Below are 22,025 nucleotides of genomic sequence, written 5' to 3'. Positions count from 1 at the left end.
CGGGCTCCTTGCCTTCCGGTCGGGGTGGGGTGGGTCAGGGTCGGCGCTGGGCCGCTCGGCGTACCAGTGCCTCCAGCGCCCGGAACCAGGTGTGGGCCAGGTCGCGGACCTGCTCCTCGGTGAGGAGTCCGGTCGCGTAGGCCCAGTGGGCGCTGAGTTCGGGCCCTTCCGGGCGGTCCTCGGTGAGGGCGTTGAGGGTCAGGGCGTGGGACATCGGCATGCCGGGGTCGGCGTCGAGGTCGGCGGCGGACTCTTCGGCCGCGTAGGACCAGTCGGCGGCCTCGGGGCGGTCGAAGCGGCCCATGTAGTTGAACTCGATCTGCGGGTCGTCGAGTTGGGTGAGTCGCGGGGCGGTCTCCGGGTTGAGGTGGCGCAGCAGGCCGTGGCCGGTCCCGGCCGCGGGGAGGGCGGCGAGGTGCTCCCGGACACGGGCCATGGCGGCGTCCAGGGCGGGGCCGTCCGTCAGGGCGGCCGAGCCTGGGTCGAGCCGGACGGGCACGACGCTGGTGAACCAGCCGACGGTGCGGGACAGGTCGGCGTCGCCCGCGATCTCCTCCTCGCGGCCGTGGCCCTCCAGATCGACCAGCACCGGCCCGCCGGGACGGTCGGCGCCCAGAACGCGGGCCCGCCAGTCGCCCACGGCCAGGGCGAACGCGGTGAGCAGCACGTCGTTGACTCCGGCGCCGAACGCGGCCGGGGCCCGGCTGAGCAGGGGCTCGGTGATCTCCCGGGGCAGGGTCAGGGAGAGGTGACGGGTGCCGGCGACGGTGTCGCGCGCGGGGTCCAGCGGGCGGGCCAGCGGCAGCCCCGCGCCCTCGGCCAGGGTGCCGGTCCACCAGGGCAGCTCGTCCTCGGTGGCGGGGTCGGCGGCCCGGCGTTCGAGCAGCCGCGCCCAGCGGGCGAACGACAGCTCCACGGGGGCGAGTTCGGGGGTTCGGCCGTCCCGGACGGCGGTCCACGCGGCGGCGAGGTCGGGCAGCAGAGTACGCCAGGAGACGCCGTCGATCACCAGGTGGTGGACGAGGAGCAGCAGCCGTCCGGGGTGGCCTGGCCCGGCGTCGAACCAGACGGCCCGCACCATCGCCCCGGCATCGGGGTCGAGTCCGTCGCGGGCTGTCTCGGCGTACCGGGCGATGGCTGCCCGCAACGCGGTCTCGTCCGCGCCCCGCACATCGGCTCGGGCGAGCCAGTCACGGGCGTCGGTGGCCAGCGGTACGTGAAGGGCGGGATTCGGCGTGCGGACGAGCCGGGCGCGGAGCATGTCGTGCCGCCGGGCGAGGGCCTCCAGCACTGCCAGCAGCCCGGGTTCGGTGAGGTCGGCCGGTGTCCGGAGCAGCGCGGCCTGGTGGTAGGCGGCGAAGGGGCCGCCGCGTTCCACGAGGGCGCGCATGATCGGGGTGAGCGGGATGGTGCCGGTGCCGTCGTCGTGGGTGGCGTGCCGCCGGCCGGGGTCGAGCGGTACGGCGACGAGGGCCAGGGCGGCGACGGTGCGGTGCCGGAAGACCTGGCGCGGGGTGATCCGCAGTCCGCCGGTGCGGGCGCGGGCGACGAGCTGCATGGCGACGATGCTGTCACCGCCGGAAGCGAAGAAGTCGTCGTCCGTGCCGACGGCCTCGGCGGGCAGGCCGAGGGTCTCGGCGAACAGGTCGCGCAGTACGCGCTCGGTGTCGTTCTCCGGGGCGCGTCCTCCTCCGGTGAAGGTCGGCGCGGGCAGGGCGGCGCGGTCGAGCTTCCCGTTGGACAGCGACGGCAGCCGGTCCAGCACGACGACGGCGGCCGGGACCATGTACTCGGGCAGGGTGGCGGCGGCATGGGCGCGCAGTACGGACGGTTCCGCCGCCTCGGTCATGCCGTCGCGGGGGACGGCGTAGGCGATCAACTGCCGGATGCCGGGCCGGTGTTCGCGGGCCACCACCACCGAGTGCGCGACGGCCGGGTGGCTGTCCAGCGCGGCTTCGATCTCGGCGAGTTCGACGCGGTAGCCGCGGATCTTGACCTGGTCGTCGGACCGGCCGGCGAACTCCAGCAGGCCGTCCTCGGTCCAGCGGGCCAGGTCTCCGGTGCGGTACATGCGGGTCCCGGGCGTGCCGAAGGGGTCGGCGACGAAGCGTTCGGCGGTGAGTTCCGGGCGGCCGAGGTAGCCGCGGGCGAGGCCGGGTCCGGAGAGGTACAGCTCGCCGGTGACACCGGGCGGGACCGGGCGCAGGGCGGTGTCGAGGACGTAGGCGCGGGAGTGATGGACGGGCCGCCCGACGACCGGGCGTGCGCTGTCGCGTACGTGGCCGACGAGCGCGTCGACCGTGGCCTCAGTGGGTCCGTACAGATTGACGGCCCCGGTGTGCGGCAGTGCGGCGAGGCGGGTCCACAGCGACTCGGGTACGGCCTCGCCGCCGAAGCCGACCAGGGCGAGCGGGCAGTCGCCGTCGGGGCCGATCAGGCCGCTGTCGGCCATGCGGGCGAGGAGGGACGGGGTGACCTCGATGAAGTCGATGCCGTGCTCGCGGATGAAGGCGGCGAGGAGTTCGGGGTCGCGGCGGGTCTCGTCGTCGGCGATGTGCAGGGCGTGTCCGTCCAGCAGCCAGAGCTGGGGCTGCCAGGAGGCGTCGAAGGAGAACGACCAGGCGTGGCCCACCCGCAGCTGGTCGCGTCCGGTGCTGCGGCGGGCGGCCGCGTGCAGGTCGTGGCGGTGGCTGTGGAAGAGGTTGGCCAGGCCGCGCTGGGTGACGACGACGCCCTTGGGGCGGCCGGTGGAGCCGGAGGTGTGGATGACGTAGGCGGGGTGGTCGGGGCCGGGGGCGGTGGGCTCGGCCTGCGGGAGGCCGTCCGCCGGGGCGTCGATGCGCAGGACGGGGACGTCCGTGGCGGGCAGGGCGGGAGCGGTGTCCCCGGTGGCCAGGATGAGGACCGGGCGGGTGTCGGTGAGCATGCCGGTGAGCCGGGTCCTGGGGAGGTCGGGGTCGAGGGGCAGATAGGCGGCGCCCGCCTTCAGCACGGCCAGGATGGCGGCGATGTGGTCGGCGGTGCGGGGCAGCGCGAGGGCGACGACGCGCTCGGGTCCGGCACCTTGCCCGGCGAGGGTTCGCGCCAAGGCGTCCGTCCGGGCGTCGAGTTCGGCGAAGGTCCAGCTGGTACGGCCGTCCGTGACGGCGACCGCGTCCGGGCTCGCGGCGACCTGCGCCGCGAACAACTCCGGCACGGTGCCGAGGCGTTCGGCTGCGGGCAGGGCGTTGTCGTTCCACCGCTCCAGCACGGTGTGCCGGTCGTCCGGGCCGAGCAGGTCGAGCCTGCCGACGGGGGCGTCGGGGTCGGCGGCCATGCCGGTGAGGAGGTGGGCCAGGGCGTCGGTGATGCGGCGCACGGTGGCCGCTTCGAACAGGTCGGGGCGGAACTCGGCGGTGAGGCGCAGCCGTTCGGCGGGCTCGACCGCCCAGGCGAACGGGTAGTGGGTGGAGTCCTGGTGCTCGCGGACGGTGGCGCGGGGCGACTCGCCCGCCTCGGCGCTGTCGGCCACGGGATAGGACTCGAACACCACCAGGGTGTCGAAGAGTTCACCGAGTCCGGCGGCGCGCTGGATGTCGGCGAGGCCGAGGTGCTGGTGGCGGATGAGCCGGGACTGCTCGTCCTGGAGCCGGTGCAGCAGGTCGGCGGTGCTCTCCTTGGCCCGGAGCCGGACCCGTACGGGCACGGTGTTGATGAACAGGCCGATCATCGTCTCGGACCCGGCGAGTTCCGGTGAACGTCCGGCGACGGTGGCGCCGAACACCACGTCGTCGCGTCCGGTGAGCCTGCCCAGCAGCACGCCCCAGGCGGCCTGCACCAGGGTGTTGAGGGTGACGCCCCGGCTCCGGGCGAACGCCTCCAGCCCGGCGGTGCGGCCGGCGTCCAGTTCGACGGTGTGGGTGTGCGGGACGGCGGCGGGCCGGTCGGGGTCGGCGGGCGCGAGCCGGGTGGGCTCGGCGAGCCCGGCGAGGGCGTCGGCCCACGCGGCGGCGGAGGCTGCCGGGTCCTGGGCGGCCAGCAACCGCAGATGCGCCCGGTACGGGGCGGGCGGGGCCGGGGTGCGGCCCTCGTAGCGTGCCCACAGCTCGGCGGTGAGCAGCGGCAGCGACCAGCCGTCGAGCAGCAGATGCTGGTGGGAGAGGACGAGCCGGTGCCGGTCGGGGCCGGTCCGGGCAAGCAACAGCCTGAGCAGCGGCGGCTGTTCGGGGTCGAACCGGCGCCTCTCCTGCCCGAGCAGCCGCTCCCAGTCGCTTTCCGCGCCGGTGAGGTCGAGCTGCCGCCAGGGCAGTACGGCGGTGCGCGGGACGACGGCGACGGGCCGCCCGGAGGACAGGTGCCTAAAGCCGCTGCGCAGGTTCTCGTGGGCGTCGAGCACGCCCTGCGCGGCGGCGCGCAGCCGGTCGGTGTCCAGGGGGCCGTCGAGGTCGTAGGAGACCTGGACGGTGTACACGTCGGGTCCCTCGTCGCCGGAGTCGAGGGCGGCGTGGAAGAGCAGCCCGGCCTGGAGCGGGGAGACGGGGAGCACCTCGGTGCCGGGCGGCAGGGCGGCGAGTTCGGCGCGTTCGGCGTCGGTGAGGTCGAGCAGCAGCGGCGAGTCGTCCGGCCGGTGCTCGGTGGCCGTCGTGGCGACGGCGGCGAGTCCGGCGGCCGACTTGTGCCGGAACACGTCGCGCGGGCTGAACGTCAGCCCGGCGGCGCGGGCCCGCGCGACGAGCTGCATGGCGACGATGCTGTCACCGCCGAGGGAGAAGAAGTCGTCCTCGACGCCCACGCGTTCGAGACCGAGCACCTCGGCGACCAGGGCGCACAGTGCCTCCTCCCGCTCGGTGCGCGGCCGGGTGCCGCCGGCCTCGGCGGCGAAGTCCGGCGCGGGCAGGGCTCGGCGGTCGAGCTTGCCGTGGGGAGTGAGCGGGAGCGTGTCGAGCAGGACGACGGCGGCCGGGACCATGTGGCCGGGCAGCGTGGCGGCGGTGTGCGCGCGCAGCTCGGCGGGGTCCGGGTGCGAGCCCTCGGCGGGCACGGCATACGCCACGAGCCGGTCCTCGCGCAGCACGACGACCGCGTGGGCGACCCCCGCGTGCCCGGTGAGCGCGGCCTCGATCTCGCCCAGCTCGATACGGAAGCCGCGCAGCTTCACCTGGTCGTCGACACGGCCGAGGTACTCCAGCTCCCCGGCCGGGGTCCAGCGGGCGAGGTCCCCGGTGCGGTACATCCGGGCGCCGGGCGCCCCGAAGGGGTCGGCCACGAACCGCTCGGCGGTCAGGCCCGGCCGGTTCAGATAGCCACGGGCCAACTGGGCGCCCGCCAGATACAGTTCACCAGCCACGCCGGGTGGTACCGGGCCGAGACCCGCGTCGAGGACGTAGGCGCGGGTGTTCCACACCGGGCGGCCGATGGGCACGGTGGCCGGGTCGGCGGGGACTTCGTACGCGGTGACGTCGACGGATGCCTCGGTGGGGCCGTAGAGGTTGTGCAGGCGGCTGCCGGGCAGGACGCGGTGGAAGCGGGCGGCGAGGGGGGCGGGCAGGGCCTCGCCGCTGGACATGACCTGGCGCAGTCCGGTGCAGTGGGCGGTGGCCGGCTCGTCCAGGAAGGCGCGCAGCATGGACGGCACGAAGTGGGCCGTGGTGACGCCCTGTTCGCGGATCAGTCCGGCCAGATAGGCCGGGTCCTGGTGCCCCTCGGGGCTGGCCACGACCAGGGTGGCGCCGGTGATCAGCGGCCAGAAGAACTCCCACACCGACACGTCGAACCCGGCCGGCGTCTTCTGGAGCACCCGGTCCTCGGCGGTCAGACCGTAGGCGTCCTGCATCCACAGCAGCCGGTTGGCGATGCCCCCGTGCGGGACGGTGACGCCCTTGGGGCGGCCGGTGGAGCCGGAGGTGTAGATGACGTAGGCGGGGTGGCGGGGGTCGTACGAGGTGGGCAGCGGGGCGTCGGCCGGGTCCTCCGGCGTGCCGTCCGTGTCCACGTGCAGGCGGGGGGTGCCGGTGTCGGGGAGGTCGATGCCGTCGGTGGTCACCAGGCAGGCGGGATCGGCGTCGGTGAGCATGTGGGCGAGCCGGGCGGCGGGGTGGCCGGGGTCCAGGGGCAGGTAGGCGGCGCCCGCGCGGTGTGCGGCGAGCAGGGTGACGACGAGGGCGAGGGATCGGGGCAGGGCGACGGCCACGGTGGTCTCGGGACGGGCGCCGTGCGCGGCCAGGGTGCGGGCGAGACGGTCCACCCGCTGATCGAGTTCGGCGTAGGTGAGGGCGGTGCCCTCGAAGACGACGGCGGTGGCCTCGGGGGTGCGGGCCACCTGGGCGCGGAACAGCTCGGGCAGGGTGCCGTCGGGGACGGTCCGGGTGGTGTCGTTCCAGCCGGTGAGGACCAGGGCGCGTTCGTCGTCGCGGAGGACGTCGAGCGCGCCGACTCGGCGGCCGGGGTCGGCGGCGGCCTGTTCGAGGAGGGACTCCAGCCGGCGGGCGAGGAGCTGGACGGTCGGCTCGTCGAACAGGTCGGCGCTGTACTCGATCCAGCCCTGGATGCCGTCCTCCTCCTCTACGAAGTCGAAGCTGAGGTCGAACTTGGCGCTGTCCTGGCCCACGGTCTCGCGGTGGGCGGTGAGACCGGGCAGTACGGGCCCCTCGTTCCGGCCCGTGAGGTGGACGACCATGACCTGGAACAACGGGTGCCGGGCCAGGGAGCGTTCGGGGTTGAGGGCCTCCACCAGCCGCTCGAAGGGCAGGTCCTGGTGTTCGTAGGCGGCGAGGCCGCTCTCCCGGACGCGGGCGAGGAGTTCGGCGAAGGTCGGGTCGCCGGACAGATCGGCACGCAGGACAAGGGAGTTGACGAAGAACCCGACGAGGTCCTCCAGCGACTCGTCCGCACGGCCGGACACCGGGGCGCCGAGCGGGATGTCGTCTCCCGCGCCGAGCCGGTGCAGCAGTGCCGCCACGGCGGCCTGGGCCACCATGAACATGCTGACGCCGTGGTCGCGGGCGAGGGCGCGCAGGGCGTGCTCCAGCCGGGGCGGCACGGTGAAGCCGACGGTGCCGCCGCGTCCGCTGGACTCGGCCGGGCGGGGGTGGTCGGTGGGCAGGTTCAGCTCGGCCGGGATTCCGGCGAGCGTGTCCGTCCAGTGGGCCAGCAGGTCGGCTTCGGCGGCCGCCAGCAGGTCGTGCTGCCACAGGGTGTAGTCGGCGTAACTCACCGGCAGCGGAGTCCAGTCGGGGTCCCGGCCGTGGGTGCGGGCCGCGTAGGCGGTACCGAGGTCGGCGAGCAGCGGGCGGTCGGACCACTCGTCGGTGGCGATGTGGTGGAGCAGGAGCAGCAGGACGTGTTCCTGCGGGCCGGCCTCGGACAGGACGGCTCGCAGCGGGAGTTCGTCGGCGAGGTCGAAGGGATGGGCGGCTTCGGCGGCCAGATCCGCGTACGGGGCGGTGTGCAGCGGCACTTGGACCTGGTCCAGCACCTGCTGGTACGGAACCCCGTCCACGGCCGGGAACAGGGTGCGCAGCGGGGCGTGCCGTGCGGCCACGTCGTTCAGGGCGGCCTGCAGGGCGTCGCGGTCGAGGGTGCCGGTGAGGCGCCAGACGGACGGGATGTTGTAGGCGGGGTCGGGGCCGTTGACCTGGTGCAGCAGCCAGAGCCGCCGCTGGGCGGAGGACAGGGGCAGCCGTTCCGGGTGGGGGCGCCCGGTGCCGAGCACGGGGCGGGCCGGGGTTCGGTCCACGTCGAGGCGGGCGGCGAGCCGGGCCGGCGCCGGCGCGTCGAAGACCGTGCGCAACGAGAGGTCGCTGCCGAGGGCGGCGCGGACGCGGCTGACCAGGCGCATGGCGGCCAGCGAGTGGCCCCCGAGGGCGAAGAAGTCGTCGTGGACGCCGAACCTCTCCAGACCCAGCACGTCGGCGAACAGACCGCAGAGGATCTCCTCTCGCGGGGTGCGCGGCCGGCCGCCGTTGGTGCTGAGGTCGGGGTCGGGCAGGGCCCGGCGGTCGAGCTTGCCGTTCGGGGTGAGCGGCAGCGCGTCGAGCGTGACGTAGGCCGCCGGGACCATGTGGGCCGGGAGCGTGGCCGACGCGTGGGCACGCAGCGCGGTCGCGTCCAGGGTTTCGCCGTCCGGGACCACATAGGCGACGAGTGCCTGGTCTCGGACGACGACCGCCGCGCCGGCGACGGACGGGTGGGCGGTGAGCACGGCCTCGATCTCGCCGGGCTCGACGCGGAAGCCGCGCACCTTGGCCTGGTCGTCGGTGCGGCCCAGGTACTCGAGCGCACCGTCCGCCGTCCAGCGGGCCAGGTCGCCGGTGCGGTACATGCGCGCGCCGGGTGTGGGCGCGTACGGGTCGGCGACGAAGCGTTCGGCGGTCAGCGCGGGCCGGTCCAGGTAGCCACGGGCCAACTGCACACCCGCCAGATATAGTTCACCGGCCACGCCGGGGGGTACCGGCCGCAGACCGGCGTCCAGGACATAGGTGCGGGTGTTCCACACCGGGCGGCCGATGGGCACGGTGGTCGCGCCGGGGCCGATCTCGGTAGCCGTGACGTCGACGGACGCCTCGGTGGGGCCGTAGAGGTTGTGGAGTCCGGCGGTCAGCACCTCGTGGAATCGGCGGGTGAGGGCGGCGGGCAGGGCCTCGCCGCTGCACAGCACCCGGCGCAGCCCGGTGCACTCGGCGGCGGACGGTTCCTCCAGGAACAGTTGGAGCATGGGCGGCACGAAGTGGACGGTGGTGACGTCCTGTTCGCGGATGAGCCGGGCCAGATAGGCGGGGTCGCGGTGCCCCTCGGGCCGGGCGAGGACCAGCGCCGCGCCGGTGATCAGCGGCCAGAAGAACTCCCACACCGACACGTCGAAACTGGACGGCGTCTTCTGGAGCACCCGGTCCTCGGCGGTCAGACCGTAGGTGTCCTGCATCCACAGCAGCCGGTTGACGATGCCCGCCTGCTGGACGACCACACCCTTGGGGCGGCCGGTGGAGCCGGAGGTGTAGATGACGTACGCCGGGCTCCAGGGGTCGTACGACGTGGGCAGGTCGGCCTCGGGGCCGGTGGGCAGAGCGTCGCGGATCACGCACACCGGGCGGGCGTCCTCGACCATGAGGGCGAGGCGGTCCGCCGGGTAGTCGGGGTCCAGCGGGAGGTAGGCGGCTCCCGCGCGGTGGGTGGCGAGCAGGGCGACGACGAGGTCCACCGAGCGCGGCAGCGCGACGGCGACGGTCTTCTCCGGCCCGGCACCGAGGCCGGCCAGGACGCGGGCCGTGCGCTCCACGCGGACGTCCAGCTCGGCGTACGTCAGCCGCTCACCTTCGAGGACGAGGGCGGTGGCGTCCGGGGTGCGGGCGGCCTGGGCGCGGAACAGCTCGGGCAGGGTGCCGTCCGGGACGGGCCGGGCGGTGTCGTTCCAGTCGGTGAGGACACGCGTGCGCTCGGCATCCTCCAGGACCTCCAACTCCCGCACCGGACGCTCCGGTTCGGTGGACGTCTGTTCCAGCAGGCGCAGCATCCGCCCCGCCAGGTGCTCGACGGTGCTGTGGTCGAACAGGTCGGTCGCGTACTCCAGCAGCAGGACGATCCCGTCCGCCTCGTCGACGAAGGTGAAGTGCAGGTCGAACTTGGCGGCGCCGGTGTCCATGTCGTACCACTCGGCGGGCAGTCCAAGGAGGGTGCTTGAGTCGCCGTCGGGGCGGTGGTGGTAGCCCATCATGACCTGGAAGAGCGGGTTGCGCCCGGCCACGCGCGGCGGGTTGACGGCCTCCACTACCCGGTCGAAGGGGAGGTCCTGGTGCTCGAAGGCGGCGAGCGACGACTCCCTCACCCGGCCCAGGAGTTCGGTGAAGGTGGGGTCTCCGGACAGGTCGGTGCGCAGTACGAGGGTGTTGACGAAGAAGCCGACCAGGTCGTCCAGTCCGCTGTCGGTGCGACCCGCGATGGGGGCGCCGAGCGGGATGTCGTCGCCCGCGCCGAGCCGGTGCAGCAGCGCGGCGGTGGCGGCCTGGAGCAGCATGAACATGCTGGTGCCGGTGGTGGCGGACAGCTCGCGCAGCGCACGCCCGGTCTCCTCGGGCACCACCCGCCGCACGACCGCCCCACGCCCGGTGGGCCCGGCCGGACGCGACCGGTCGAGGGGCAGCGGCAGCTCCTCGGGGAGGTCGCTCAACGCCTGTGTCCAGTAGGCGACTTGCTGCTCGCCGAGCCGGCCGAGAAGCTCCTCCTGCCAGAGGGTGTAGTCGGCGTACTGGACCGGCAGCGGCGCCCAGTCGGGGGCGGTCCCGGCCGCGCGGGCCGCGTACGCGGTGTCCAGGTCGGCCAGGAAAGGCCGGTCGGACCACTCGTCGGTGGTGATGTGGTGCAGGACGACCGCGACCACATGGTCCTCGGTGGTGACCCGGAACACCTCCGCGCGCAGCGGGAGTTCACGGGTGAGATCGAAGGGGCGGCGTTGTGCGGCGGCGATCAGCGCGGGCAGGCCGGCCTCCGTGGCCTCGGCCAGCGCGCACGGCACCTCGGCCTCCTCGGCGGCGAGGACGCGCTGGTACGGCTCTCCCTCGTACTCGCCGACAAGGGTCCGCAGCGACTCGTGCCGGGTGGCGACATCGCGCAGCGCCGCGCGCAGCGCGGGCAGGTCCAGCGGGCCGCGCAGCCGCAGGACGAGCGGGAAGTTGTACGCCACTCCCCCGGCCCGCTCGGAGAGGCGGTCCACCAGCCAGAGCCGCCGTTGCGCGGCCGACAGCGGAACCCGCTCGGGGCGCTGCACGGCCGCCGTGAGCCGGGGCCGGGCGGGCTTGCCGTTGTCGGCGCGGCCCGCGAGCAGCGCCGGGGTGGGGGCCTCGAACAGGTCGCGGATGGCGAGTTCGGCGTTCAGCTCGGTGCGGGCGCGGCTGACCAGCCGGGTGGCGAGCAGTGAATGGCCGCCCAGGTCGAAGAAGTTGTCCTCGGCGCCGACCTCGGGCAGCCCCAGCACCTCCGCGAAGAGGCGGCACAGGACTTCCTCGCGCCGGGTGCGCGGCCCGCGGCCGCCGCCGAGGGCGACGGCGGGTTCGGCGTCGGGCAGCGCGCGCACGTCGAGCTTGCCGTTGGCGTTCATCGGCAGGGTGTCGACGGTGACGAAGGCGGCCGGGACCATGTAGTCGGGCAGTTCGCGGCCCAGTTCCTCGCGCAGCCTGCGCACCAGGGCGCTGGTCTCGCGGGCGGCGGTGGGGTCGTTGGCATAGGGGTGGGTACCGCCGCCGGGACGGAACAGGCCGCCGGTGAGGCGGGGTTCGGCGGGCAGGAACACCGCGTCGTAGGTGCCGGTGGCCGCCGACCAGGTGGTCAGCACCCGCTGCCCGGACTCGGCGGCGAGGAGGCGCAGCTCCTCGGGGTCGACACCGCCCTCGACGGTCCGGCCGTCGGGGATGCCGGTCACGCGCAGGCCCTCGGGCCGGGCACCGCGCGGGCGGTCGCCGAAGCGTCCGGCCGTCGCCAGGATGCCGGTGAGCAGCTCGCCGATGTCCTCGGTCGTACGGTCCCCGCGCACGAGGTCGCCGACGGCGTGGGCGGTGGTCCAGTCGACGGACGGCAAGCCCCCGAGGTCCACGTCCGGTTCACCGGCATAGAGGACCACGTCATAGCGGTGCCGGGTGAGTTCGTTGCGGTGGTGGCCGCGCTTGGTGCGCAGGTCGACGCCGTGACCGAGGGTGGTGAAGTAGTCGGGATCGACCAGGAGTTCCTTCTCCAGGCGCAGGCCGCGCTCCACCGCCCGCTCCAGGTCCTCGTCGGCGGTGCCCCGGGCGCGCTGGATCTCGGTGTGGAAGACGCGGGCGTGCCGCAGGTTGCGTACGTCACCGACGAACAGGGCGCCGCCGGGCGCGAGCAGGTCCAGGGCGCCGCGCAGCACGCCGGTCAGGTGCTCGACGCTGGGGAAGTACTGGATGACGGAGTTGATGACGATCGTGTCGAAGTAGCCGGTCGGCAGGCCGCTCAGGTCCTCGGCGGGCCGGCAGCGCAGTTCCACCTTGGCGGCCAACTCGGGGTCGCGGCGCAGTTCTTGGCCGATCTTGCGGATGACGGGGGCGGCGAAGTCGGTCGCCCAGTACGCCTCGGCCTTGGGGGCGAGCCGGGAGAGCAGCAGGCCGGAGCCGACGCCGATCTCCAGGACGCGGCGGGGACCGAGGGCGCGGATGCGGGCGAGGGTGGCCTCGCGCCACTCGTGCATCTCCTCGAACGGGATGGGCTGCCCGTCGTAGGAGCTGTCCCAGCCGGCGTACTCCTCGGTGAAGACGGCGGTGCCGATCTCCTCGTACTCGTCGGAGTAGATCTCCTGCCACTCCCCCACCTGCGCGGCCTCGGCGGCGGTGCGGTCGGCGGTGCCGGCGGGGGCGGGGACGACGTAGCCGACGAGGCGTTCGTCGCGGACCACGACGGCGGCCTGGGCGACCTGGGGGTGGCGGCTGAGGGCGGCCTCGATCTCGCCGGGTTCGATGCGGTAGCCGCGGATCTTGACCTGGTCGTCGGTGCGGCCGAGGAAGTCGAGGTTGCCGTCGGGGTTACGGCGCACCAGGTCGCCGGTGCGGTACATGCGCTCGCCGGGCTCGCCGAAGGGGTCGGCGACGAAGCGTTCGGCACTCAGCGCGGGCCGGTCGAGATAGCCGCGGGCCAGGCCGATCCCGGCGATGTACAGCTCGCCGGGCACGCCGTCGGGCACGGGGCGCAGCCAGGCGTCCAGGATGTGGGCGCGGGTGCCGCGGATGGGGCGGCCCACGGTGGGGGTGGCGCTGTCGAGGGTGCCGCCGCCCAGGGTGTTGATGGTGTACTCGGTGGGCCCGTACAGGTTGTAGCCGTATGTCCCCTCGGTGTCCCGCAGGGCCGTCCACACCGTCTCCGGGACGGCCTCGCCGCCGAGCAGCACCAGCGGGGGTACGTGGCCTTCGAGCAGGCCCTGTTCGATCAGCAGACGGGCGTAGGTGGGGGTGACGTTGACGACGTCGACCCGGTGCCGTTCGCAGTAGGCGACCAGCGCCTCGGCGTCCCGGCGCAACTCCTCGTCGCAGACGTGCACTTCGTGGCCCTCGACCAGCCAGAGCAGCTCTTCCCAGGACATGTCGAAGGCGAAGGACACGGTGTGCGCGATACGCAGCCGCCGGCCGCCCGCCGAGGCGATGGCCGGGGCGAAGATCTCCTTCTGGTGGTTGAGCCGCATGTTGGTCAGGCCCCGGTACGGGGTGACGACACCCTTGGGGCGGCCGGTGGAGCCGGAGGTGTAGATGACGTAGGCCGGGTGTTGGAGGCTGAAGCGGCGGCGGACCGGGGTGTCCGCCCGCGCCGCCAGGTCGGCGCGCGTGTCGGGGGTGTCGAGCAGTACGCGGGGCGTGTCCGCGTCGAGGGTGGCGGAGACGGCCTGGGTGGTGAGCAGGAGCAGGGGCCGGGCGTCCGCGAGCATCCCGGACAGCCGGTCGGCGGGGTGGTCCAGCTCCAGCGGCAGATAGGCGGCGCCGGTACGCAGTACGGCGAAGAGGGCGACGACGGTGTCCAGGGAGCGCGGCAGGCCGAGCGCGACGATCCGCTCCGGGCCGGCGCCCCGCTCGATCAGCAGCCGCGCCAACCGGTTGACTTCGGCGTCGAGTTCGGCGTACGTCAGCGTCTGCTCGCCGCACACCAGGGCGCGCGCGTCCGGGGTGCGGGCGGCCTGGGCGGCGAGGAGGTCGGCGATGGTGTCCTCGGGGTCGGGGACCCGGCTCGCCTCCTGTTCGCGGCGCAGTGCCGTGTGCTCGGCGGGCAGCAGGGGGTCCAGGGAACCGACGGGGGCGGTCAGGTCGGCGGTGAGCCGGTCCAGGAGCAGGGTGAACCGGTCGAGCAGGGCGCGGGCCCGGTCGGCCGGGACGAGGTCGGGCCGGTGGGTGAGGGTGACGGTGATGCGGTGGCCGGGGGTGACGACGAGGTTGGCCGGGTAGTGGGTGGCGTCCACGTTGGCGACGGCGGTGGCGCCGTGCCGGGTGCGCAGGTCGGCGAGGCGTTCCTCGGTGTCGTTGTTGCGCAGCACGAACAGCGTGTCGAACAGCTTGCGGTGCCCGGTCTCGGCCTGGAGCACGCCGAGGCTGAGGTGTTCGTACGGCATGAGGTCGAGGCGTTCGCCCTGGACGCGGTGGAGCAGGCCGAGGACCGGCTCGGCCGGGTCGAGCGCGATGCGGGTGGGGACGGTGTTGAGGAAGAGGCCGATGATGTCGCCGACGTGCGGGACCTCGCTGGGCCGTCCGGCGACGGTGGTGCCGAAGACGACGTCGGCGCGGCCGGTCGCGGTGGCGAGGGTGAGCCCCCAGGCCGCGTTGAGCAGGGTGTTCAGGGTGAGGCCGTGGGCGCGGCCGGTGTCCCGGAGCCGCTCGCCCAGTTCGGCGCTCAGGTGGGTGTCGAGCTGGTCGGGGATGACCGGTTCGAGGCCGTCGGGGGCGGTCGGGGCGAGGAGGGTGGGCTCGTCGAGTCCGGCGAGCGCGGTGCGCCAGGCGGCGGTGGCCTCGGTGTCGTCCTGGGCGGCGAGCCAGGTGAGGTAGTCGCGGTAACTGCCGGGCGCGGCAAGGGAGCTGGGGTCGCCGCCGGTCTCGTAGAGCCCGAACAGCTCGTCCAGGAAGAGCCAGGCGGACCAGCCGTCCCAGAGGATCAGATGGCGGCCGATGACGAGCCGGTCGCCGCGCTCGGCGCCGAGCCGCAGCAGGAGCAGCCGGAACAGCGGGGGCTTGGACAGGTCGAACTTGCGGGCCCGTTCGGCGTCGGTCAACTCCTCTATACGGCGCTCCTGTTCGCCGGCCGTGAGGTGGGAGAGGTCGACCGTCTCCAGCGGGATCTCCGGGTCCGCGACGATGAACTGCACCGGCTGGTCGAGGCCGTCGCTGGTGAAGCCCGCGCGCAGGCCGGGGTTGCGGTCGAGCAGGGTGCGTACGGCGGCGCGGAGCCGGGCGGTGTCCAGCGGGGTGGCGGAGTCGAAGGTCTCGTGGACGGTGTAGACGTCGAGGGCGCCCTCGTCGTACGCCGAGTGGAAGAACAGGCCCTCCTGGAGCGGGGCCAGCGGCCATACGTCGGCGACCTCGGCCGGGGCGGCCAGGGCGCGGACGCGGGCGTGTTCGGCGTCGGTGAGCGTGAAGGCGGCGGCCGTGCCGGCCGGGGTGGCGCTCGTGGTCCGGGTCTCGGCGGCGAGGGCGGCGGGGGTGCGGTGGGTGAAGACGTCGCGGGGGCTGACGTCGAGACCGGCCGCGCGGGCGCGGGCGGCGACGCCGATGGAGCTGATGCTGTCGCCGCCGAGCCGGAAGAAGTCGTCGTCGGGGCCCACGTCCGCGATGCCGAGGACGGCCGCGAAGATCCCGGTCAGCTCGCGCTCCACGGGGCCGGAGGGCTCGCGGCGGGCGGCGCGCTCGGCCTCGGGGACGGGCAGCGCGGCCTGGTCGAGCTTGCCGCTGGGGGTGAGCGGGAGGTCGTCGAGGACGACGTACGCCTCCGGGACCAGCGGCGCGGGCAGCGCCCCTGCGAGCGCGGCGCGCAGCTCGGCGGGGTCGACGGTGGCGCCGGGCGCGGGGACGGCGTAGGCGACGAGGCGGTGGTCGCGGACGACGACCGCGCCCCGGGCGACGGACGGGTGCCGGGTCAGGGCGGCCTCGATCTCGCCGGGCTCGATGCGGTTGCCGCGCAGTTTGACCTGGCGGTCGGTGCGGCCGAGGTAGTCGAGGGTGCCGTCGGCGCGGCGGCTCACCAGGTCGCCGGTGCGGTACATGCGGGTGCCGGGGGCGCCGAAGGGGTCGGCGACGAAGCGGTCGGCGGTCGGCGCGGGGCGCCGGTGGTAGCCGCGGGCCAGCTGGACGCCGGTGAGGTAGAGCTCGCCGGGCACGCCGTCCGGTACGGGGCGCAGGCAGGAGTCCAGGACGCGCATACCGGTGTTCCAGACGGGCCGGCCGATGGGCACGACGGTGTCGGGGGCGTCGTCGCAGGCGTGGTGGGTGACGTCGACGGCGGCCTCGGTGGGACCGTACAGATTGTGCAGCGGGACCCCGGTCAGCTCGCGCCAGCGGCGGGCCGCGGCTCCGGGCAGCGCCTCGCCGCTGCTGAACACGCGGCGCAGACCGGCCGCCCAGGCGAGGTCGGCGGTGACCTCCTCGGAGGCGAGGAACGCCTCCAGCATCGAGGGCACGAAGTGCAGGGTGGTCACGCCCGCGTCCCGGACGAGCCGGGCCAGGTAGCCGGGGTCGCGGTGGCCGTCCGGCGCGGCGAGCACCACGGTGGCGCCCTCGCACAGCGCCCAGAAGAACTCCCACACCGACACGTCGAACCCGGCCGGGGTCTTCTGGAGCACCCGGTCCTCGGCGGTCAGACCGTACGCGCCCTGCATCCACGCCAGCCGGTTGACGATGGCTCGGTGGGTGACGACGACACCCTTGGGGCGGCCGGTGGAGCCGGAGGTGTAGATGAGGTAGGCGGGGTCGTCGGGGCGGGCGGGGTCCTGCGGCGGGAGGTCCGGCAGCGGCTCCTCGGTGCGGTCGTCCACCATGAGCACGTCGAGCCCGTCGGCCGCGGGCAGCCGCCCGGCGTCCCGGGTGGTGGTGAGGACGGTGGTCGCGCCCGAGTCGGCGAGTGTGTACGCCAGCCGGTCGGCGGGATAGTCCAGGTCGAGCGGCAGATACGCGGCCCCCGCCTTCAGCACGGCCAGCAGCGCCACCATCAGCTCGGCCGACCGGGGCACGGCGACGGCGACGAACCGCTCCCGCCCGATGCCCCGCGCCCGCAGCCGGGCCGCCAAGTGCTCGGCTCGGGTGTCGAGTTCGGCGTAGGTGAGTGTGGTGCCCTCGTACACGACGGCGGTGGCGTCCGGGGTGCGGGCGGTCTGCGCGGTGAAGGCGGCGGCGAGGGTGGTGTCCGGGACCGGGTGGGTCTCCCCCGCCGGGTGGGCGTCGGCCAGTTCGCGCGGGGTGAGCAGGGTGAGGTCGGCGACGCGGGTGCCGGGGTCGTCGGCGAGGGTGTGCAGCAGCAGGGTGAGCCGGCCGGCGAGGGCCCGCACGGCGTCGGCGTCCAGGCGCCGGGTGTGGTGCTTGAGCCGCAGGTCGAGACGGCGGCCGGGCTTGACGACGAGGGACAGCGGATAGTGCACGGCGTCGTGGAAGGCGTGCCCGGCGACCGAGATCGTGCCGCTCGGGTCGGTGATGCCCGAAGTACCCTCGCCACCGGGGTAGTTCTCGAACACCACAAGGGTGTCGAAGAGTTCGCCGCCGCCCGCGTGCCCGGCGGCCCGCTGGATGTCGGCGAGACCGAGGTGCTGATGGTCGAGGAGGGCACTCTGCTCCTCCTGCAACCGGTCCAGCACCGCGCCCAGGGTGTCACCGGGCGCCCAGCGCAGCCGGGTCGGCAGGGTGTTGATGAACACGCCGATCATCGACTCGATACCGTCCACGGCGGCGTCCCGTCCGGCGACGGTGGTACCGAAGACGACATCCTGATGTCCCGTCAGGCGACCGAGGAGCAGGCCCCACGCCCCCTGCACGAGGGTGCCCAGCGTGACCCCGCGTTCGCGGGCGCGGGCGGTCAGGCGGGCGGTGACGCGCTCGGTCAACTCCACGCGGATCTGCGCCGGTTCGACCGGTCCGGGGCGGGCCGGGGTGCGCACCAGCAGGGTGGGTTCCTCGACCCCGGCGAGCGCGCCGCCCCAAGCCGCACGGGCGGCTTCGCGGTCGGCGCCGGCGATCCGGCGGAGGTAGGAGCGGTAGGGGGTGACGTCGGGCAGTGGCCCGGGGTTCTCGCCGTACAGGGCGAGCAGTTCACGGTGGAGGACAGGTAGAGACCAACCGTCCGCGACGATGTGATGGAACGTCAGGACGAGTCGGCTCCGCTCGTCCGTGAGCCGGATCAGCGCGCAGCGCACCAGCGGTGGCCGGGCGAGGTCGAAGTGCCTGGCCCGTTCTTCGGCGGCTACGGCGTCGGCGCGGGCCTGACGGGTGGCGGGGTCGGCCTCGGCGGTGAGGTCGGTCTCGTGCCAGGGCAGTGCGAGCCCGGACGCGATGAGCTGGACGGGGCGGCCGTCGGGGGTCTGCCGGAAGCAGGCGCGCAGCGGGGCGTGCCGGTCCAGCAGCCGTTCGGCGGCGGTGTGCAGCAGGGTGCCGTCGACGGGTCCGGCCAGCTCGATGACCTGCTGCACCACGTACGCGTCGTGTTCGGCGCCGTCGACCAGGGCGTGGAAGAAGAAGCCCTCCTGGAGCGGGCCGAGCGGGAGGACTTCGTCCACCGTGAACTCGGTGTCCAGGTCTTCCGGTGCCGAAACCGCCCAGGGCACCGTCTCGCCATCCGCCTCCGCCGTGCCGGTGCGGGCCACGGTGGCCAGTTCGGCGGCGGTGCGGTGGCGGAACACGTCGCGCGGGGTCAGTTCCAGTCCGGCGCGGCGGGCGAGGACGAGGAGGCGGACGGCCACGATGCTGTCGCCACCGAGCGCGAAGAAGTCGTCGTCGGCGCCGACCGAGGGCACGTCCAGTGCACGGGCGTACAGCTCGCACAGCAGTCGTTCGCGGGCGGTGGCCGGCGGGCGGCCGCCGGTGGACAGGGTGCGGTCCGGGACGGGCAGCGCGGCGGCGTCGAGCTTGCCGCTGGGGGTGACGGGCAGCCGGTCCAGCGGGACGAAGGCGGCCGGGACCATGTAGTCGGGCAGCGCGGTGGCCGCGTGGGTGCGCAGGGCGGCCATGAGCGCGGTGACGTTGCGGAAGGGGGCCGGGCGGTTGGTGAGGGGGTGGCCGGTGCCCCTGCGGTAGGGGGCCGGTGCGTCCTCGGGGGTGAAGAGGGCGTCGAGGGCGCCGTCCTCGGTGTCTCCGTCCCAGGTGACGTGGGCGCGGCGGCCGTGCCGGGCGGCGATCTCGTGCAGGGTCTCGGGGTCGACGCCGTAGGGGCCGGTGGCGGGCCTGCTGCTGTCGTCCAGGGCCGCGAGGGCGCTCAGGTCGTCGGCCAGGCGGGCGTTGGGGATGCCGGTGACGCGCAGCGGGCGATCGGTGGCCAGTAGCTCTGAAAGAGCTTGGGATGAGCCGAGATCGGGCCAGGGCGTCTCGGGTACGTCGTCGTGCGCGGACCGCGATCCCGGCCGCAGGACCACGTCGTAGCGGTAGCGGGTGAGTTCGTTGTGGTGGGTGCCGCGCTTGATCCGGATGTCGGCGGTGAAGCCGTCGAGGGCGGCGAAGTAGTCGGGGTCGACGAGGAGTTCACCTTCCCAGGCGACGGCCCGGTCTGCCGCGGCGCGCAACGCCTCCTTGTCATCGCCCTCGGCCCGACGCCCTTCGACGGCGGCGCTCAGGGTGCGCAGCAGCCGCAGATTGCGCACGTCACCGATGAACAGGGAACCGCCGGGCGCGAGCAGGGCGGCCGCGTCCCGGAGCACGCCGGTGAGGTAGTCGCCGCCGGGGAAGTACTGCACGACGGAGTTGACGACGACGGTGTCGAAGTACCCCTGCGGCAGTCCGGTGAGGTCGTGCGCGGGCCGGCCCAGCAGGGTCACCCGGTCGGCCAGTTCGGGGACGCCGGCCACCTGGGCGGTGAGGGCGCGTACGGCTTCCTCGGAGAGGTCGGTGCCCCAGTACGCCTCGCAGTCCGGTGCGAGCCGGGACAGCAGCAGGCCGCTGCCGACGCCGATCTCCAGCACCCGCCGGGGCCGCAGTTCCCGGATGCGGGCGACGGTCGCCGCGCGCCACTCGCGCATGTCCGCGAGCGGGATGGGCTGCCCGTCGTACATGCTGTTCCAGCCCGCGAAGTTCTCCGCGAAGTCCTCGGCACCGGCCGCCGAGTACAGCAGTTCGTGCAGGTCCTTCCAGTCCGCGACCCCGGCCTCGGGCGTCGGGGCGGCGTCCAGGGCGGGGACGACGTAGGCGGCGAGGCGGCGCTCGCCGGGCCGGTCCTCGCGGACGACGACGGCGGCCTGGTCGACGGCGGGGTGGGAGCGCAGCACGGACTCGATCTCGCCGGGCTCGATGCGGAAGCCCCGGATCTTGACCTGGCTGTCGGCGCGGCCGTGGAACTCCAGCCGTCCGTCGGCCTTCCGGCGGACGAGGTCTCCGGTGCGGTAGAGCCGTTCGCCGGGGGCGCCGAAGGGGTCGGCGACGAAGCGTTCGGCGGTCAGTCCGGGCCGGCCGAGATAGCCGCGGGCGAGTCCGGCGCCGCCGAGGTACAGCTCGCCGGTGACCCCGGCGGGGACGGGCCGCAGCCGGTCGTCGAGGACGTAGGCGCGGGTGCCGGGGTCGGGGACGCCGATGGGCACGATGGTGCCGGGCGGGGTGTGCGGATCGCACCGGCCGAGGGTGGAGTTGGTGGTGGCCTCGGTGGGTCCGTAGGCGTTGAACATCATCCGGCCGCCCGCGTACCGGCCGACCAGTTCCGGCGAGACACGTTCCGTGCCCGCCAGGAGGGTTGCGTGCGGCGGGAGTCGGACGTCGTCGGGCAGGGCGGCGAGCAGGGCGGGCGGCAGGATCATGACGGTGATGCCGTGCTCGCGGGCGTACGCGGCGAGGGGTTCGCCCGGCAGCCGGCGGTCGGCGGGGACGACGACGAGGCGGCCGCCGGAGAGCAGGCCGAGGCACAGGTCCCAGAAGGCCACGTCGAAGCTGGGCGAGGCGAACTGGAGGACGCGGCTGTGCGGGCCGATCCCGAACCGCTCGCGCTGGGTGGCGACGAGCTTGGCGACACCCGCGTGGGAGAGGACGACACCCTTGGGGCGGCCGGTGGAGCCGGAGGTGTAGATGACGTAGGCGGCGTGCGCGGGCGTCAACTCGGCTGTTGTCACCGGATCGTGGGCGGGATGGGCGGCCAGCTCGGCGAGGGTCGCGGGGGCGTCGAGGACGAGCGGGTCGGTGCCGGGCGGCAGGTCGGGCAGCGTCTCGGCGGTGGTGACGAGGCAGACCGGCCGGGCGTCGTCGAGCATGTAGGCGATGCGGTCGGCCGGGTAGTCGGTGTCGAGGGGCAGATAGGCGGCGCCCGCCTTCAGGACGGCGACCTGCGCCACGATCATGTCGGCCGAGCGGGGTACGGCCAGCGCGACGACCTGTTCGGGTCCGGCACCCCGTGCGACCAGGGCGTGCGCCAACCGGGCCGCTCGGGCGTCGAGTTCGGCGTAGGTGAGGCGGACGTCCTCGTGGATGAGCGCCACTTCCTGGGGGCGGGCGGCGACTTGGCCGGCGAACATGCGCGGCCAGGTGTGCGCGGGCACGTCGTGCGCGGTGTCGTTCCAGCCGGTCAGGATCTGGTGCCGCTCGTCGTCGGTGAGGAGTTCGAGGTCGGCCACGGCGGTGTCCGGGCGGGCCATGGCGTCCGCGAGGAGGGTGCGGTAGTGGCCGAGGACGCGGTCGGCCGTGGCCGTGTCGAACAGGTCGGCACGGTGGTCGGCCCGGACCGTGTCGTCGGCCACGGAGAGCGCGAGGTCCAGCGGGCCGCCCTCGGCCCAGGGCGCGGGCCCGAACCCGGTGGCGCACAACGCGCCGCCGCCTCGGGTCGGTCCGGGGGCGAGCAGCCGGAGCAGTTCGGCGGTGGGCAGCCGGTGGGCCTCGGCCTCGGCCCGTGCCTCGGCGACCATGGCGCACAACTCGCCGAAGGAGACGGAGCCGTCGACGGTGATCCGCAGCGGGAGTCCCTCGTGGGCCACCGTCACCTCGGTGGCCGGGGCCGCGGCGTAGCGGTGCAGCAGGGCCACGAAGGCGGCGAGGAGGGTGTTCTCGCTTGCCTCGATGCCGAGTTGGTCCGTGCGTTCGGCGCGCGGTGCCGGGCCGTCCGGGCGGTTCGGGTAGGGCCGGTCGAGCGGCAACGGGGTCTCGGGCGCCGGTGCGGCGAACCTCCCCCGCCAGTACGCCTCCCGAGCCGGAGCCGGTACCGAGGAAGGTGTGCGAGAACGAAGCGAGTTGTCCGACACAGCTGCCCGTGCCTCCCCATAGGTGTGGAACGGCTCAGCGGAGCCGCGACCGCTCGCATAGTAAGGTGAGGTTTGCCTAACCCAACAGTCCCCTTACGGATTCGGCGGCCCACGTCACAGCGACTGAGGTTATGCTCACCTAAGTCGCTGTCAGGGCTGCCGC

The 22,025-nt window shown here is 74.3% G+C and carries 1 protein-coding gene; it reads right to left on the bottom strand.

What is annotated here, in order from left to right:
* Positions 1-34: 34 nt before the first annotated feature.
* Entirely contained in the window at positions 35-21,862 is a 21,828-nt protein-coding gene (locus tag ACIGA3_RS15645) for a non-ribosomal peptide synthase/polyketide synthase (RefSeq protein WP_399715161.1), read from the bottom strand.
* Between the last annotated feature and the right edge of the window lie 163 nt (positions 21,863-22,025).

It is taken from the genome of Streptomyces sp. NPDC085596 (assembly GCF_044541565.1).
Taxonomy (GTDB): Bacteria; Actinomycetota; Actinomycetes; order Streptomycetales; family Streptomycetaceae; genus Streptomyces.
The sequence above is the reverse complement of the archived record's forward strand: the minus strand, read 5'-3'. Positions and strand labels throughout refer to the sequence as shown.